This window comes from Chryseobacterium sp. 3008163 (genome assembly GCF_003669035.1).
Classification (GTDB): Bacteria; Bacteroidota; Bacteroidia; order Flavobacteriales; family Weeksellaceae; genus Chryseobacterium.
Map to the genome: position 1 here is coordinate 315,770 of NZ_CP033070.1, position 15,918 is coordinate 331,687.

Consider the following 15,918-nt stretch of genomic DNA (forward strand, 5'->3'; position numbering starts at 1 on the left):
TTATACTTAATAAAAATAGCAATATGATAAGAATCATAAATAAGACATTTTTGTCTTATTTTAAATTTCAAAGCAGTTTTATGAAGAAAATAAAGAATTATTAAAATTTAATGATGAATAAAGTTTAGAGGATAAAAACTTTATATTAACTGATTATCAAATTTTTGAAACTAACATTTTGAAATTCGCCTTGGTTATGACTGATCATAAAAATCGTCGAATCTTTATCTTGATTAATTTTCAAAATTTCTTCCATCATCGAGTGTCGTAAAGATGCATCAACAGCTGATAGTGGTTCGTCAAGCAAAATAATTTCGGCATTTTGAGCCAACGCTCTCGCTAAGGCAACTCTTTGCTGTTGTCCGCCAGAAAGCTTTGAAGGAAAAACATTTTCCAGAATTTTCAGATTAAATTTTTCTAAATAATAATCGATTATTTCTAGGTTTTTTTCTTTTTGTGCAAAAGCGATATTTTGCTTTACCGTCATATTCGGAAACAACGCGTAATTCTGGAACATTATCGAAATATTTCGCTTTTGAGGAGACAGAAAAATTCGGTTTTCGGTATCTAACAAAATGGAATTATTGACTTTAATAATGCCAAAATTCGGAGTAATAATTCCTGCTAAAATCTTGAAAAAAGTGGTTTTTCCAATTCCGGAATCGCCCGAAATGTGAATAAAACTTCCCTTTTCAATCACTTCACTAACCTCCAGAAATTTGCTTCCGGAAGAAGTGAAAATCTGATGTTTTATATTCAATTCAATCATCGGAAAGTGGTAAAATTAATTTTCCGATTGATACCATAAATCAACAATAAAATCAAAAACGAAACGATGAAAAGTATGAATGCATAACGGTTTGCAACTTCAAAATTCAGCGCCTGAACCTGGTCGTAAATCGCGACAGAAGCGATTCTTGTTTCTTTAGGAATATTTCCGCCGACCATAATGACAATACCAAATTCACCGATGCAATGGGCAAAAGTGAGCGCAATTCCTGTAATAACAGACGTTTTGACATTAGGAATAAGAACTTTAAATAGAGTTGTAATTTTAGATTTTCCCATAGTGTAAGAAATTTGGCGCAAATCATCATTCAATGCAGAAAAGCCGTTCTGCAAAGGCTGAATCATAAACGGAAGATTCGCGATAATGCTCGCAACCACAATTCCGTTAAAGGAAAATGCGAGGCGAACATCAAAAAATTCCTGCAAAACATTTCCGAATGCATTTTCGGGGCTGAAGGCGACCAACAAGTAATATCCCATCACTGTTGGTGGCAAAACCATTGGCATACAGATTAAAGTTTCGGCGATAAATTTCAATTTAAACTTTGAATAAGTAAGCCAATATGCAATCGGAACACCGATGAATATCAGAATCGTTGTTGTTATCAACGCTAATTTTCCGGTGAGTAATAAAGTGTAAATAAAATCCTGATCAAGCATTTACTTTGAAATTTTTGTTTGATAACCGTACTTTTCCCAAGTTTGGCTGGCTTTTTTACTTTTAATAAAATCAAAAAAATCTTTTGCTTCGGTTTGATTTTTACTTTTCAAAACAATTCCGCTTTGGGCGATTGGTAAACATTCGCTTGCTGATAATTCGTAGAAATTTCCTCGTGTCATCATTCCTTTGTTCTTTGCATTGGAAAGTGCGATGAATGCGATATCTGCGTTTCCTGTTGAAGCAAATTGTGCGGACTGATTGATATTTTCTGCCCAAACAATTTTGTTTTCAATTTGAGAATAAATTCCCATTTTTTTCAAAGCTTCGACCGTATTTTTTCCATAAGGTGCAAGATCTGGATTGGCGATGGCGATTTTTTTTATTTCAGGATTTAAAATCAGTTTCAAACCTTTGGAAACATTGGCTTTTGAACTCCATAAAGCCACTTTTCCAAAGGTGTAAATTTCAGAATTTCCAGAAGTTTTATTTTTACTTTTTAACTTATCTGGAAAAGAAGAATCGGCTGACAGAAACAAATCGAAAGGTGCTCCATTTAGAATCTGCTGAACCAGCAAACCCGACGAACCAAAAGTAATTTCGACTTTTTTATCAGGATTTTCTTTCATATAAATCTGTTTCAATTCTTCCAAAACATCCCGAAGATTAGCTGCTGCTGCAACTGAAATTGTAAAGTTTTGTGTCGACTTTTTTGTAAAATCAGATTCAGTTTTTTTACAATTTAACATTAAAATTGTTGCTAAAAATAAGCAAAAAGAAAGTCTTAAATAAATCCAATTTTTCATAAAATAAACGAAAAGAAAGATTTAAAATAAGACTTTCTTATCCTTTTCAAAGATAAGGCTATCCATTGAAAATTCAAAAATATTTTGTGGGGATTTGTAAGATCAAACCAATTTTTCCAAAGTTTTGCATTTTTCTTTATCACCAGATTTCACGACTGAAATATCAATATATTTTACCGTTCCCTGACTTGCTTCTTCAAATTGTTTAGCTTTTTTATCTGCGTAACCATAAGTGTAACCAACTGCTATTACAACTTTATGGCCGTTACAGTCACCCATCGCCAAATAAAGATAGTCGCCCAATCGTGATTGAATATGAATGCTCATGTTTTTAATTTAAATTCAATAATTTATTTCCAGAATTCATCTTGATAAAAATCATTTTCTTTTTGATGTATTTGCTCAAGTTGAGCTCCAATATTATTCAGTTTCACATCAGATAAATGTTCTTCTAAATGAGGAAAATACATCCGCTCTTCGAAACGAATATGATTGCTTAAAGCATTCGCAAAATCTCCTAAAATACGGATATCGTTAGTTTGATTCATAGTATTGATCAACTTACGGATCTCGATGTGTTCTTTTTCCATCTGAATCTGAAGAATATTGTTTTCAGTTTCGGGAAGTACGAGATCTTCGATTTCAAAATGACGACTCAGATTTTCCTGCCAATAGTAATTGATGTATTTTTTTATTCTGTCATAAGAAACATTCTTTTTGATCCCTTGACGAATTTTCCAGCTGCAAAGCAATCCGAAATGATGATCTCGGGAAAGCGGGACTAAGTTTTCGTTTCTTTTCATATTTTAAAATTTAAAAGAACCACCACTACAAAAGTGGCAGTTCTCAGGATTAAATAATTGATTATCTTTTATCTTTTAAAGACCAGCCGGTTTTCAGTCCGATAATGAAAATTACTAACAGCATTTCTCCTATTGCCAATAAAATATCACCCGGAACACGTAGCCATCTCAATGTATGCATCATATCGGTTTGCATAAATTCGGCGGAACGTGCATACCAATACCCTTCTTTAATTGAGGCTACAGATTGCATAATTCCTATCGGCAGCAAACTGATGGTTACCATCACCAATAATCCGATATTAGTTAACCAAAAAGCCCAACCGATCAGTTTATCATTCCATTCTCTGTCCGGATACAATCCTCTCAACATAAACATCATCAAACCAATTCCCAGGATTCCATACACTCCAAATAGTGCAGCATGGCCGTGAACTGCAGTGGTATTAAGCCCTTGAATATAGTACAATGCTATCGGTGGATTAATGGCAAATCCGAAAATACCTGCTCCTAAGAAATTCCAGAAACACATTGCAATGAAACAGTAAATTGGCCACTTATACGCTTTGATCCATTTGGTAGATTTACTAATTTGGTAATTTTGATACGCTTCAAATCCTATTAAAACCAACGGAACAATTTCGAGTGCACTAAATGTTGCTCCCAAAGCCAGAACTGCTGTTGGTGTTGCACTGAAATATAAATGGTGGAACGTCCCCAAAATACCTCCGGCAAGGAAAATAATTGTAGAAAATAATACTGCGTGAGTTGCTGCTTTTAATCTTAGTAATCCTAATCTCGTAAATAAAAACGCAGCTACAACGGTTGCAAATACTTCAAAGAATCCTTCTACCCAAAGATGAACCACCCACCATCTCCAATATTCTGCAATTGCCATGTGGGTTTGTCTTCCATACATCAATCCTGCACCATAAAATAATGCGATTGCCACTGCGGAAAGTGTAAAGAGTAATAATAAATGTCTGTCGCCATCTTTCTTTTTCAATGCTGGTAAAAGAGCTCTTACCATTAAAATTAACCAAAGAATTAATCCCACTAACAATAAGATCTGCCAAATTCTTCCCAATTCTACATACTCATAACCAGAATGTCCCCAAAGGAAATTATCTACATAGCCCAACTTTTGCATCACGCCTAACCATTGTCCGGCTAATGAGCCAAAAACTACGATCAATAGGGCTCCAAACAAAATATTGACACCCAAAACCTGATATTTTGGCTCGTATCCTGAAACTGCAGGAGCGATGTATAATCCTGTCGCTAACCAAGAAGTTGCAATCCAGAAAATAGCTAATTGCACATGCCAGCTTCTCGAAATTGACTGCGGTAAAAACTCATCGAGCGGAAAACCATAGAACCCACTTCCTTCAACTCCGTAATGCGCTGTGATGACACCTGCAAACATTTGCACTAAAATCAATAAAGCAACAACCCAAATGTATTTTAAAGTTGCACGCATCGAGGCTGTAGGTTTCATACTTCTCAAAGGATCTTCCAATGGAAGCATTTCACTGATCTCTTCTTCTTTATTTTTAGCGTGATAGAAAACCAACAACCCAACGCAACCTAATAACATTAATACACTGAATCCAGACCACAAATGCAGCGATGGTGGAGGAATATTTCCTATCAGTTCATCATGAGGCCAATTGTTGGTGTATGTAATTCCTGTGTCTCCGGGACGATCTGTGATACAAACCCAGGCTGCCCAAGAGAAAAAAGCATTCATTTTTGCCATCCTCTCCTCAGTTTTCACTGTATTTTTAGGAATGGCATAATGGTCACGAAGCTGATTCATCTCCGCATCATTCATAAATATCTTAGCATAATATTCTGCTAATTCTGCCTGTACTTTAGCTCTTTCAGGAGAAATTACAATCGTCTGAGTTGCCTCATCTAAAGTGTTTTTTCGGATTTCTCTTTTCAGAAGTACCTTATATCTTGCCTGCTCATCATCGGGAAGATCTTTATAAGTTTTCCCGTCTTTTTTTGCCAATTCATCTAATAAAAGCAGAGATTCGCGATGAAGGTAATCTGCGCTCCAATCGGGTGCAATATAGGCTCCGTGCCCCCAAATACTCCCAACAGTCTGTCCACCGATCGACTGCCAAACATTTTGACCATCTTTTATATCTTGCCCTGTTGCCATAACTGTTCCATCAGCTGTAACAACTTTATCGGGAACCGGAGGGATTTTCCTGTAAATATCTACACCGTAGTAAATCAAAACGGCAAATGATCCGATAATAACGGCAGCAAGCCAGGTCCATAACTTTTTAGTTGTCATAATCTTCTCAATTTAGTGTTCTACTGAAAATTCTTTTTCTAATTGAATCGCTTTTGGAAAGAGAATATTATTTTCTAAATGAATATGTTTATGAAGATCATTTTCAAAATCCTGAAGCATTGCAAATGTTACTTTATAGGTATTACAAGCATCTGCAGGAGGTGTATATTCATCTGTAAGTTCTGCAATTTTTCTTAATCGCTCTCCTTCAACAGTATGCTCGTGCTTCATCATATTTACAGGGTTTTCTACCGATCCAAATGGAGGTTGCGGAATTGCCATTCCTTCTATTTGCGCTCTAACCATATTTTTAATAAATGGGAAAAGCATTAACTCTTCTTTTTTCATGTGTGAAGCCAAATCCTGTGCAGATGCAAAAAACAGATCCCTGATCTCGAATAACTCAGGATGCAGGGCACCATGAACTTTACATAACTTATCCAAAAATTGTTGCAAAACAGGTGTTTTTTCTTCCACATAGCGGTGATGCGTTTTTTCTACGTAATCTGCTAAAAGATCTAATGGCCAACTGTTGAAATCAATAGAATTACCATCAGTCTTCGGAAGATTTTCTATGTCTGAATAAATTTGATCACTATCTAAATTTCTCGGACCACACGCTTCTTCTATCGTTCTACCTCCTTTACAACAAAAATCGATGCCATATTTTTGAATATCGCAGCAGTTCTAAAATCTTCTGCTACAATGTCTCCTATAAAGTCTGTCTGTGTATTCATAATTTAATACTTTTTTATCTTTTATTATTTTAAAATTTTTTGTTTTGCACTATTGCTTTGTTTCAATTACAGATTTTTAAAATAAAAACTGTAACTCAATTATTTCAAAAGCCACTCTCTTTCATGGCATTACGATAATTAAAAATTCAGCAAGTAAAAAACATGGATTCGTAATGCCAGAGAGAAAAGTGAGATCAAAACAGGTTCAGCTGTTTTAACTTCCAAATATTATATAAATATTTATCTATTTTTTTAAAGAAAGAATATATTTTACCATCTTCTGAGCATTTTCTTTACTCATTCCTGAGTGAGGTGTCATTGGGATATCTCCCCAGTTTCCTTTTCCGCCATCAATGATTTTCTGCGCAAGCATATCAATATCAGCTTCTGTATATTTTGCTGCAACATCCTGATATGATGGACCAACCAATTTAGCGTCTACTTTATGACATGACAGACAATCCATTCCTTCTAACAACTCTTTTCCTTCGGCTTCGGGTGTTAATGTTTCAGATTTAGATGCCATTGCTGCAGAATCTATTGTCTTAGGCTCTTCAAGCATTACATTAGATTCTACCGCTGTTTCTGTTGGCTTTTTATCTGAGCATGAGATCATTGTGAGTGCTGATAAAACTGCACCTAATACTACCTTTTTCATTTTTCAATTTTTTTATAATTTATAACTCTAGTTGCTTTTTAATTTCTTTTGCAGTGCGTTGAATATTGTTATCAAGGCCTTCTTTCTGGTAAGCCAGTGTACCTTTTTTGAATACACACTAATAATATTGGAGTGCGAAAATTCAATAGGAGAAATCTCTTTATACTTCACGGCCATAATATTGGCAATTTCCCTTGTATCGTTTTCGTTGCTGCGGATAAACATCCATTCTTTTTCATCAAGCTGATGGGTTTTTAGATAAGCCTTCATAACTTCAGGAGTATCTGTTTTAGGGTCAATAGAAATCAATAAATATTCGATATTATCAGGATCTACTTTTCCAACTTCTTTTGCTATTTTTTTCATTTCCGCAGTCAGCCTCGGACAAGCAGTTTTACATGAGGTAAAAATCATTGTCGTTACAATTACTTTCCCTTTAAGATCTATAAAGGAAATTTTACTTCCATCCTGTTTTTCCCATACTGACCCCACGTTGTAAATCGAGTCGGGACTTATAATCTCTTCTTTTTTGCTGCACGACAAAATTGAAAATGCAAACAAAAGATATAGTAACCGTTTCATTTTTTATTTATTTAAATTTTTTGCACATCTGAATCCTAAGTTATTAAGACAATAATCAGCTTTAAGGCTCCCTCTGAGTGCATATCTCACGAATCCGGCATAATTTCTAAGATCACTAGAAGTGATGGCAGCACCTGCACAGAAAAGAGATTCGTTTGTCGTATTATCCTTGCGGGATTCTCCGCTCATCATTACAGAATTAAAATCAAATGTCCATTCCCAAACCATTCCATACATATCATAAACACCATAATAATTAGGTAAATCTTGTTTGATAACTTGCTTATTTTTATCCTTTTTCTGATATGATTTTAAAATATAGTCCGTAAACTCAGGTTTCTTAGAAGCATTTTTTGAATTACGATCTGCCAATGCTGTAAATTCCCATTCGTCAATTGTAGGTAATCTTTTACCAACACTTCTTGCATACTCTTTAGCTGCGTACCAGGAAACATTTGTAACTGGTGCATCCGGACTTAGATTTTCGGGTATTTCGTAATCACTTTTCCAATGTTGAAGATATGAGCTGTCTGCATAAAGACGTTTTACTTTACTTTTGGTCCATTGAGGATTTGCTTTAAGAAATCTGAGATAGTCTGCATTGGTAACCGGGCTGTCGTCCAGATAAAAGGTTTCTACTTTTACAGTTCTTCCTGAATCTTTACCTATAAAAGCTTCATAGACACCTCCGTCAATTCTTACCATTTTTTTGAGTTGGAGACATATTTTAAATGGCTATGAACATCCGGAGATTTTTCATGCATATTAGAATGTCTGGAACAAGAAAACAGGGTTACGGCAATTGCAAAAAACATACTCACCACAATTCTCATTATTTCTATATTTTAGATCCTCAATGTAACCTTAAGTAATTTTAGTTTTTTTTGTAAACCGCAGGATTTTCAGCTCCGGTGATTTTAATTTTACCTAAAGCACCTTTATTAAAGGCTCTGAAAATCGCATGATCCACAATCACATACTCGCCGGGAACTGTCGCTTTAAACTCTACGATTGAAGCTCCGCCCGGAGGAATTACCGTTGTTTGTACATTCTCATTAATTTTACTTCCACCTTCTATGTATACTTTATCGAAAATTTCACCAATAACATGGAATGATGATGTCATATTTGGTCCACCATTTCCAACATAGAATCTTACGGTTTCACTTACCTTGGCCTGAAGCTCATTTGCACCTAACAGGGCACCTGTATTACCATTGAATACAATATAATCAGGATGTTCGGCAATAGCTTTATCCATATCAAATTCCTGAAGACCTTTGTCTCCAAATTTACCTTTGGTGTAGAAATCACCCTGCATAATGTAGAATTCTTTGTCCACTTTTGGCAGTCCACCTTCCGGTTCAATTAAAATCAAACCATACATTCCGTTGGCAATATGCATTCCTACAGGTGCAGTTGCACAATGGTAAACGTATAACCCCGGATTGGTTGCTTTAAAAGTAAACACGGATTCTTTTCCTGGCGCAACAAAAGTTGCTTCTGCTCCACCTCCGGGGCCGTTTACCGCATGTAAATCTATATTGTGAGGAAAGGTTGAATTTTCGTTATTTTTAAGATGAAGTTCAATGTCATCTCCCACTCTTGCTCTGATGAAACTTCCGGGAACTGTTCCGTTGAACGTCCAAAAATTATATTGCGTTCCATCTGCAAGTTCGCCCACTTTTTCAATGGTTTCAAGTCTGACGATAACTTTTTTTGCAGCACGGTTACCAATGGGTAAGGGAACATTAGGTGCTACTGCAAACTTGTGTTCTTCGGTAGTTCCGTCAGTTTTGATCTGTTCTGCATCTTGCTTGTTTTCAGATGAAGCAGATTCGTTTTGTTTGCAGGAATTCAAACTAATGAATGCAGACAAAACAGCTGTTACTAAGAGTGATTTTCTCATTTTGTATAGATTTACAAAGATTCTCATGTTTTAAAATAATTAAATTTAAATAATATATAAATACCTTAAAGTATTTTATTATTTGATAGTTTTTATATTCAAAATTATTATCTTTTTAATTATTTAAGTGGTTTATTTTTTTAGAAAAGTCAATTTCAAATCTAGATTTTTAACAAACATTTCGATTTTAGAATTTTCCAGCATATCTTTTATTTTCTGGCGAATATGCTTAAAATCATTATGAATAGGACAAGGATGATCTTCCGAACATTCTTTAAGACCGAGACCACAACCCGAAAAGAGTTTATCTCCATCTATTTCTCTCACGATATCAGCTACAGACTGTTCAAGATCTTTTCCTTCCATGTAAAAACCTCCGTTGGGTCCTTTTGCTGATTGTACAAAGCCCTTTCTGCTGAGATCCTGTAATATTTTAGCAATAAAATATTCCGGAGAATCTATCCCTGATGAAATATCTTTAATCCCCACCCTACTTCCGTCCTTAGACTTCTGTGCGATAAATATCAAAGCTCGAATGGCGTATTCACAGGTTTTAGAAAACATTTGCTATTTTTATAATACAAAGATAAAAATCTATTTTGAAATAAAAGACAATTTAGTATTTTATTTTAAATGATAATTATCATTCCCATTCCAAAAGTCTTCGCTCCCCTTCAATTTTTTTTGTCTCAGAAATATCCTGCGACATCTCAATTACGCCACGATAATTTTTTTCCGAATCACGGACTGCAAAATATCTAACATAAATCAGTTTATCTCGGTAATTAAACCAAAACGAAGCTTCATTTTGTTCACCTTTTCTGAAAGCTTCTAAAATTTTCAGTACCGTATCAACACTTTTCGGAGGATGGCAAAAACGAACTTCCCTTCCTATAATACCAGCACTTCTGGGAAAAACACGCTCTTCTCCACGGTTATAGAAAATTACACGATCGTTTTCATCTACATACGTTAGATCTAATGGCAAAGTTCTGAACAACAGATTTACCTGCTCTACCGTCATATATCCTTCATCAAAATGTGATGCATTTTCATCAAAAACAACCTCTGTTCTCAAAGTGGTATCTTCGGAGGGATGAACATATTGTACTTCATCAGGATATTTTGCAGGTGATTCATTCAGCATCCAGCCTATTTCGTTTTCACCTTCACGCATTTTTATCCATTCCTCATCTGAGAGAATATCCATCGCATTGGGGAACAGTACTCTTTTTTCAACTTCCATCAGGTTTTTCAGATTCTGACCCGCATATTCTATATTTTGTTTAGCAGAATCTAAATCTTTATCGTCAATATTTTTTCTGATTATTCTGAAAATATCCCGAATCGTATCATGAAAAGACCACATATTTCTTGAAGGCCCTGTCCAGCCCTTTTGTTCTAAAAAGGGAAACAACTGATTTTCTTTTCGCTCAAACCTTCTTTCTACAGTTGCTAAATGATTGAAAAGGTTATAAAATTTCTGAAACTCTTCGTTCGGATTTGTATTAATTAACTCTTCCAACAGAGTGATGATTAACTCCTCTTCAACCAAATAGGTATGAACGGGATGACCTGCTTTAAATTGTTCTTTGACCATTTTTAAATTTTAAATAAAATATTAATATCTTTTTATCTTTTAATTTTAAAGAAAAACCTTTGACTTTCCTTTTTTACTATTTAGATAATGACAAATTTAAGGTTTGAATTCCAAATAAAAGACTTTTTAGTATTTTATTATTCTGATAAATATCAGTTTACTTTAATGTTTTCCTCCGTTCAAAATTTTATAGATATGTAAAATTCCAGGGAAGATGGCATCCATAGATTCTTCCGCACCTTTTGTAGAGCCGGGAAGTGCAATAATCAACGTATCGCCAATCATTCCGGCAAGACTTCTGGAAAGCATAGAATAAGGAGTTCGCAATTGCCCGTAGCTTCTGATTGCTTCGGCAATTCCGGGAATTTCTCTGTCTAAAAGCGGACGAACTGCTTCTGGTGTAACGTCTCTTTTTGAAAGTCCGGTTCCGCCTGTAATCATTATTAGGTCAATCCCATTTTCAATATCAGACTTTATTTTATTTTGAATTTCTAAAACTTCATCAGGAATAATTACATAATCATTTGTCTTTACATTATTCTTTTCTAAAGATGAAATAATTGCTTTCCCTGCTTTATCTTCTTTTTTTCCTGCAAAAATACTGTCGGAACAAACAATTACAGAAGCATCGATACCTTCTCCCGAATCTTTGATATCAGATTTTCCGCCCTTTTTCTCAATGAGTCTGATATTTCTGATTTCAATGTTTTTATCGATTGGCTTCAGCATATCGTACATTGTAAGCGCTACAACGGATGCCGAGTGCATTGCCTCTACTTCCACACCCGTTTTATAAATCGTGTGAATCTCTGAAGTAATATAAATATCAAGATCTCTAATTTCAAACTGTATGGAAGTATATTCTATCGGAAGCGGATGACAATCAGGAATCATGTCACTTGTTTTTTTTGCTGCAAATAATCCTGCTGTTTTTGACATTTCAAAAACATTGCCTTTAGGAACTTTGTTGTTAACTATTGCATCAATTGTATCTTGTGAACTAACGCTCAGTACAGCTTCGGCTAAAGCTTTTCTGAGAGTACTATTTTTGTGAGTAATATTAACCATTTTATTTTTAATTATTTATTTTCTTTCCAAGTGTGAGTATTATCTTCCCATATTTCTTTCCCCCATAAAGGAACTTCTTTCTTGATCCTATCAACCATTTCATCGCAGGCACGAATGGCTTCCTTGCGATGTGGGGCTGAAGTGAAGACGAAAAGACATATTTCGCCAACTTTGATTTTGCCCAGAGAATGGTAAATATGTGCGCAAGTCAATTCATATTTTGTAATGATATCTTCGCGAATTTCTCCAGCTTTTTCTAAGGCCATTTCATGATATGTGGTGAAATCAATTGCTTCTACTTTTTTATCGTCAATTAAATCTTCACGGATCTGACCGAGAAAAATACTATGTCCTCCAATAGCAGTTTTTACTGTATGCTTAGTGATGCTTTCCGCAACAAAAGCAGGATTTATAGGGCCTTCGATAAAAATATTTTTAATTTTTTCATTGTTGAATTGATTTTATCCCTGATTTAAGATGCTTTATTTCTTTATCAGGAAAGTGACTTTTTAACAGTTTTAATGCTTTTTGGCTTCGAGCTCCTGAAGCACAGACAAAACAGATGGATGTGTAACAATTTAGTTTGTTCAGATTTTGTTCCAGTGAACTTAACGGAATTTCTAAAGTCTTTGCTAATGCAATTTTAGGTTGTTCATCGCTTTCCCTTACATCTATCAAAATACTGTTGTTTTGATTTAAAAACGATATCAATTCCTGATGTGATTTTATGCTATTATCAAAACTGTTACAAAATTCATTATAATTAAAGTTCAGAAATTCTTGAATCGTTTTCGGTCCTGATTTTTCCGTACTTTCCTTAAAATTGATTTTCATTGACTCATAATTCTTCGTGTTGAAAACCAATAATTGGTGAATCAGAGTTTCGGGAGAGTCAATCAATAATTTGATAACTTCATTTGCCTGAAAAGTACCGATAACCGCCGAATGCGCAGGCAAAACTCCGGCTTCATTACAGTTCGGAACTTCATTCTGATTGGGTGGAACCGGGAAAAGATCCCGATAATTGGTGATTTGATTTTCCTTTTCCACATTAAAAACCGAAACCTGACCTTCATTCTGAAAAATAGAGGCATAGACCAAAGGTTTTTTCATCAGATAGCAAGCGTCATTCAACAAATATCTTGTTGCAAAATTGTCTGTGCAATCTACCACTACATCAAAATTATGGATCATCGACAAAACATTTTTACCCGTTATCATTTCCTGAAATGCAATAATCTCAATTTCAGAATTAATTTTACTTAGATGTTCTACCGCGGTAATAACTTTGGGTAATCCTACATCTTGCTCTCTGTACAAAGACTGGCGATGAAGGTTTTCTAATTCTATTGTATCAAAATCTACTATACCTACTACCCCAACGCCCGTAGACACCAATATCTGGAGAACCGGGCATCCCAATCCACCTGCGCCGACCACCAATACAGATGAATGGGCGATTTTTCCTGTGCAGAAACTCCGAAATCCGGTAATATAATCTGCCTGTTGTATCGATTTAAATTCATTATGTTTAAATTTTAACCACCTGAATATGGAGGCAATAAAGCTATTTCAGATACATTAGAGATTGCTTGAGTATTTTCTGCTTTAGTTCCGTTAACGGCGACCAAATAAGTCGTTTCTTTTAGTTTGGGGAATTCTTTTTCAAGCATCAATTTCAGTTCAGCAATGGATTTTATGTTTTCTAAAGAAAAATTATATTCATCCGTTGTAAAGATATCCGTGAGTTTTCCAAATATTTTAAGTTTCATTAATTTAAATTTTAAAAATGATATCGCAATGCAGTTATAAAAGATCTTCCTTCTTTAGGATAGCCATAAGACAAATAATAATCTCTGTCCAATAAATTTCTGACACCAAAATCAAAGTTGACTCCTTTCACAATGTTTACCGATAATTTAGCATTAACCAACGTAAATTCGGGTGCCTGATCTCCTGTACTTGTTGTGTATCTTTTTCCATAAAATTCCATATTTACATTAAGTGTAGAGCGTAATTTTGGTACTTCCAATTTAGTATAAGCCATTAATTTATGATTCGGAACGTCGGTAAATTTTTCGTTACTACCTTCCGTTTTATCTTTCATATCGATATAGCTGTAGTTAGCTCCTAAAGTCATATTTTTAATCGGCATATATCCGAACGCCAGTTCATAACCCTGGAAAACGGCTTTGCCGATATTCACATTTTGACTGACGGGGTTTCCGTTGTCTAAAGCGCCGACTGTTCTGGCAAAAATGGCATCTTTCACATTATTGATGAAACCTGAAACTTCATAGTTGAATTTGTTTCCCAACTTTGCAGAATAGGTGATATCATAAGCCCAGGTGTATTCTGATTTCAAATCCGGATTGGGAACCTGACTTCCGAATCGGCTTGAATATCTTTCTTTCTGAGAGGCAAATCTTGATCTTTTGGAAGCTGAAAGTGTGATTAAATGATTCTTTACAGGTTCCACAATAATTCCTCCTTTGTAATCGAAAGCGTGATCTGAACCTTTTGGAAAATCATACAGTACATTTTTTTCTCCTGTTTCAAAGTGAGTTCCGTATTCCTGAGCCTTGATATTATTTCTTGAATTGTAAGAAGCTCCCACTACGGCTTTTATCAATGAATTAATTGTCACGACATCCTCCACACCAACATAAAAAGTATTATCCCTATAATTTTGCTCAGGTTCACCTTCTTTAAATTTTTGTCAGGTAGAGGTATTGGCTAAAATTTCCTCGTTATGTTCTTTATGAGAATCAAACTTATTATTAACAGAAAGTGTAATAACATTATTTTTAATCGCTTCGGTCGTTAAATTTAAAATTCCACCTAATGAATAATCGTCATAGACGCTTGAAAATGAAGAATTTTTGTTGAGCAAAGTATACTGATCGTCATCATATTGCTTCATTTTATTGTAATAGGTATCATAATATCCGGTAAAATTTAAAAAGGTTTTATTGGCAACCAAAGTTCTTGTTTTCAAATACATGCTTCTCTTATCGTACGTCGGGTAATTTCTCCAGTTGCTGTTTCCTGCTTTCAATGCATTGGGAGCGATGTCTTTATCTGCATTTTGGGAAATGATGCTGAATGAATATTCGTCCGTTTTGTTTGGCGTATAACCGAATTTTGCACTGAGCCTGACATCCATAGATTCGGAATTCACTCTTTCTAATGAAGGCTGCAACGGTGTTCCGTCAAATTTTCTTGAAATCAGATAATTATCAACTTTCAATAAAGAAGCAGAACCCATGATATAATATTTATCTTGTCTTGTTCCGATGTTGAGTGCCGTAAAATAAGAATTCACTCCCGTTCCGTCTGCAAAACCAACGCCTGACTGCCCATCGATATCTAAAGCTTTTACAGGTTTTCTGGATACGATATTCACTGCTCCACCCATCGTATTGGGTCCATACTGTACTGAAACCAAACTTTTTTCTACAGAAATACTATGAATATCAAAAGTTGTAAATCTGCTTAAGTCAAAATTACCGTCATAAGGTGTATAAATAGGAATACCATCAAAAAAAACAGGTGTTCTGAGTGAATTGAACCCTCTTACTAAAATACTTCCTTCATTTCTTGCACCCATTTGTGTGATGCTAACTCCGGGCAAAAGATTGACCGCATCTACGACGTTCGTTTTATTAAAATCCTGAATTAATTGTACATCCACCTTGTGAATAGGACCTTCATTTTTATCTTTTCCAAAGATATTCACTTCCTGAATTTCATAATAATTCTTTAAGGAATCTACCTTTGGTTGTTCTTGTGCTAACATATTTACTGAAAGCAGAATTGCTCCTGCCACTACATAGTTCTTTTTCATTTTTATAAATTTTTATTGATTATAATTTCTGCAGCACGGAAGTTTTCCGGCGTATTTATATTTAAAAGTTGAGTTTCAAAACCATCATCATAATCAATATAATGAGCGTTTTGTTGCTGAAGGAAGCTGGTCATTCTGAGATTTTCATTTTTA

20 protein-coding genes and 1 pseudogene are annotated in these 15,918 nt (G+C 34.9%); all 21 read right to left on the bottom strand.

The window, feature by feature from the left end:
* Positions 1 to 145: 145 nt before the first annotated feature.
* Positions 146 to 769, bottom strand: coding sequence for an ATP-binding cassette domain-containing protein (locus EAG08_RS01275; RefSeq protein ID WP_129533887.1), 624 nt, complete (start codon positions 767 to 769; stop codon positions 146 to 148).
* Complete coding sequence (modB, locus tag EAG08_RS01280) at positions 766 to 1,449, bottom strand: molybdate ABC transporter permease subunit (protein WP_072408826.1); 684 nt, start codon at positions 1,447 to 1,449, stop codon at positions 766 to 768. Before modB ends, EAG08_RS01275 begins: the two co-directional genes overlap by 4 nt.
* Positions 1,450 to 2,196, bottom strand: a complete 747-nt coding sequence (gene modA / locus EAG08_RS01285) for a molybdate ABC transporter substrate-binding protein (protein WP_228418940.1) — start codon at positions 2,194 to 2,196, stop codon at positions 1,450 to 1,452. It abuts the gene before it with no gap.
* A 159-nt stretch (positions 2,197 to 2,355) separates the two neighbouring features.
* Positions 2,356 to 2,580, bottom strand: a complete 225-nt coding sequence (locus EAG08_RS01290) for a hypothetical protein (RefSeq protein ID WP_079466024.1) — start codon at positions 2,578 to 2,580, stop codon at positions 2,356 to 2,358.
* Positions 2,581 to 2,603: 23 nt separating this feature from the next.
* The gene (locus EAG08_RS01295) at positions 2,604 to 3,056 is read right to left on the bottom strand and encodes a hemerythrin domain-containing protein (protein WP_079466023.1); all 453 of its coding nucleotides are present in this window, start codon (positions 3,054 to 3,056) and stop codon (positions 2,604 to 2,606) included.
* 61 nt (positions 3,057 to 3,117) lie between these two features.
* Positions 3,118 to 5,364 (bottom strand): nitric-oxide reductase large subunit, encoded by a 2,247-nt coding sequence (locus EAG08_RS01300; RefSeq protein ID WP_072408822.1) that lies wholly within the window; start codon positions 5,362 to 5,364, stop codon positions 3,118 to 3,120.
* 12 nt (positions 5,365 to 5,376) lie between these two features.
* Positions 5,377 to 6,101, bottom strand: a pseudogene (ric, locus tag EAG08_RS01305) (iron-sulfur cluster repair di-iron protein).
* A 244-nt stretch (positions 6,102 to 6,345) separates the two neighbouring features.
* Positions 6,346 to 6,759: a c-type cytochrome gene (locus EAG08_RS01310; RefSeq protein WP_072408819.1), complete on the bottom strand. Its 414-nt coding sequence runs from the start codon at positions 6,757 to 6,759 to the stop codon at positions 6,346 to 6,348.
* 27 nt (positions 6,760 to 6,786) lie between these two features.
* A complete protein-coding gene (locus EAG08_RS01315; protein ID WP_317126299.1) occupies positions 6,787 to 7,341 on the bottom strand; it encodes an SCO family protein in 555 nt (184 codons plus the stop codon).
* A gap of 3 nt (positions 7,342 to 7,344) precedes the next feature.
* Positions 7,345 to 8,046, bottom strand: a complete 702-nt coding sequence (locus tag EAG08_RS01320) for a formylglycine-generating enzyme family protein (protein ID WP_129533888.1) — start codon at positions 8,044 to 8,046, stop codon at positions 7,345 to 7,347.
* 169 nt (positions 8,047 to 8,215) lie between these two features.
* Positions 8,216 to 9,250 carry a copper-containing nitrite reductase gene (nirK, locus tag EAG08_RS01325; RefSeq protein ID WP_129533889.1) on the bottom strand — a complete coding sequence of 345 codons (1,035 nt, stop codon included), beginning with the start codon at positions 9,248 to 9,250 and terminating at the stop codon, positions 8,216 to 8,218.
* Positions 9,251 to 9,382: 132 nt separating this feature from the next.
* The gene (locus EAG08_RS01330) at positions 9,383 to 9,814 is read right to left on the bottom strand and encodes an RrF2 family transcriptional regulator (protein ID WP_072408812.1); all 432 of its coding nucleotides are present in this window, start codon (positions 9,812 to 9,814) and stop codon (positions 9,383 to 9,385) included.
* Positions 9,815 to 9,893: 79 nt separating this feature from the next.
* Positions 9,894 to 10,850, bottom strand: coding sequence for a DUF438 domain-containing protein (locus EAG08_RS01335; RefSeq protein ID WP_072408811.1), 957 nt, complete (start codon positions 10,848 to 10,850; stop codon positions 9,894 to 9,896).
* Positions 10,851 to 11,012: 162 nt separating this feature from the next.
* Positions 11,013 to 11,918 carry a bifunctional molybdenum cofactor biosynthesis protein MoaC/MoaB gene (gene moaCB, locus EAG08_RS01340; RefSeq protein WP_072408809.1) on the bottom strand — a complete coding sequence of 302 codons (906 nt, stop codon included), beginning with the start codon at positions 11,916 to 11,918 and terminating at the stop codon, positions 11,013 to 11,015.
* Between the two features lie 11 nt (positions 11,919 to 11,929).
* Positions 11,930 to 12,358, bottom strand: a complete 429-nt coding sequence (locus EAG08_RS01345; RefSeq protein WP_129533890.1) for a molybdenum cofactor biosynthesis protein MoaE — start codon at positions 12,356 to 12,358, stop codon at positions 11,930 to 11,932.
* A 4-nt stretch (positions 12,359 to 12,362) separates the two neighbouring features.
* Positions 12,363 to 13,358, bottom strand: a complete 996-nt coding sequence (locus EAG08_RS01350) for a ThiF family adenylyltransferase (RefSeq protein ID WP_410493347.1) — start codon at positions 13,356 to 13,358, stop codon at positions 12,363 to 12,365.
* Positions 13,292 to 13,444 carry a hypothetical protein gene (locus EAG08_RS23045; protein ID WP_228446916.1) on the bottom strand — a complete coding sequence of 51 codons (153 nt, stop codon included), beginning with the start codon at positions 13,442 to 13,444 and terminating at the stop codon, positions 13,292 to 13,294. Before EAG08_RS23045 ends, EAG08_RS01350 begins: the two co-directional genes overlap by 67 nt.
* 12 nt (positions 13,445 to 13,456) lie before the next feature.
* Entirely contained in the window at positions 13,457 to 13,690 is a 234-nt protein-coding gene (locus EAG08_RS01355) for a MoaD/ThiS family protein (RefSeq protein WP_072408803.1), read from the bottom strand.
* Between the two features lie 11 nt (positions 13,691 to 13,701).
* Positions 13,702 to 14,550: a TonB-dependent receptor domain-containing protein gene (locus tag EAG08_RS21665; RefSeq protein WP_228446709.1), complete on the bottom strand. Its 849-nt coding sequence runs from the start codon at positions 14,548 to 14,550 to the stop codon at positions 13,702 to 13,704.
* Between the two features lie 87 nt (positions 14,551 to 14,637).
* The gene (locus EAG08_RS21670) at positions 14,638 to 15,765 is read right to left on the bottom strand and encodes a TonB-dependent receptor plug domain-containing protein (RefSeq protein ID WP_228446710.1); all 1,128 of its coding nucleotides are present in this window, start codon (positions 15,763 to 15,765) and stop codon (positions 14,638 to 14,640) included.
* A gap of 2 nt (positions 15,766 to 15,767) precedes the next feature.
* On the bottom strand, positions 15,768 to 15,899 hold the full coding sequence (locus EAG08_RS22530) for a hypothetical protein (protein ID WP_262696781.1): 132 nt from the start codon (positions 15,897 to 15,899) through the stop codon (positions 15,768 to 15,770).
* Between the last annotated feature and the right edge of the window lie 19 nt (positions 15,900 to 15,918).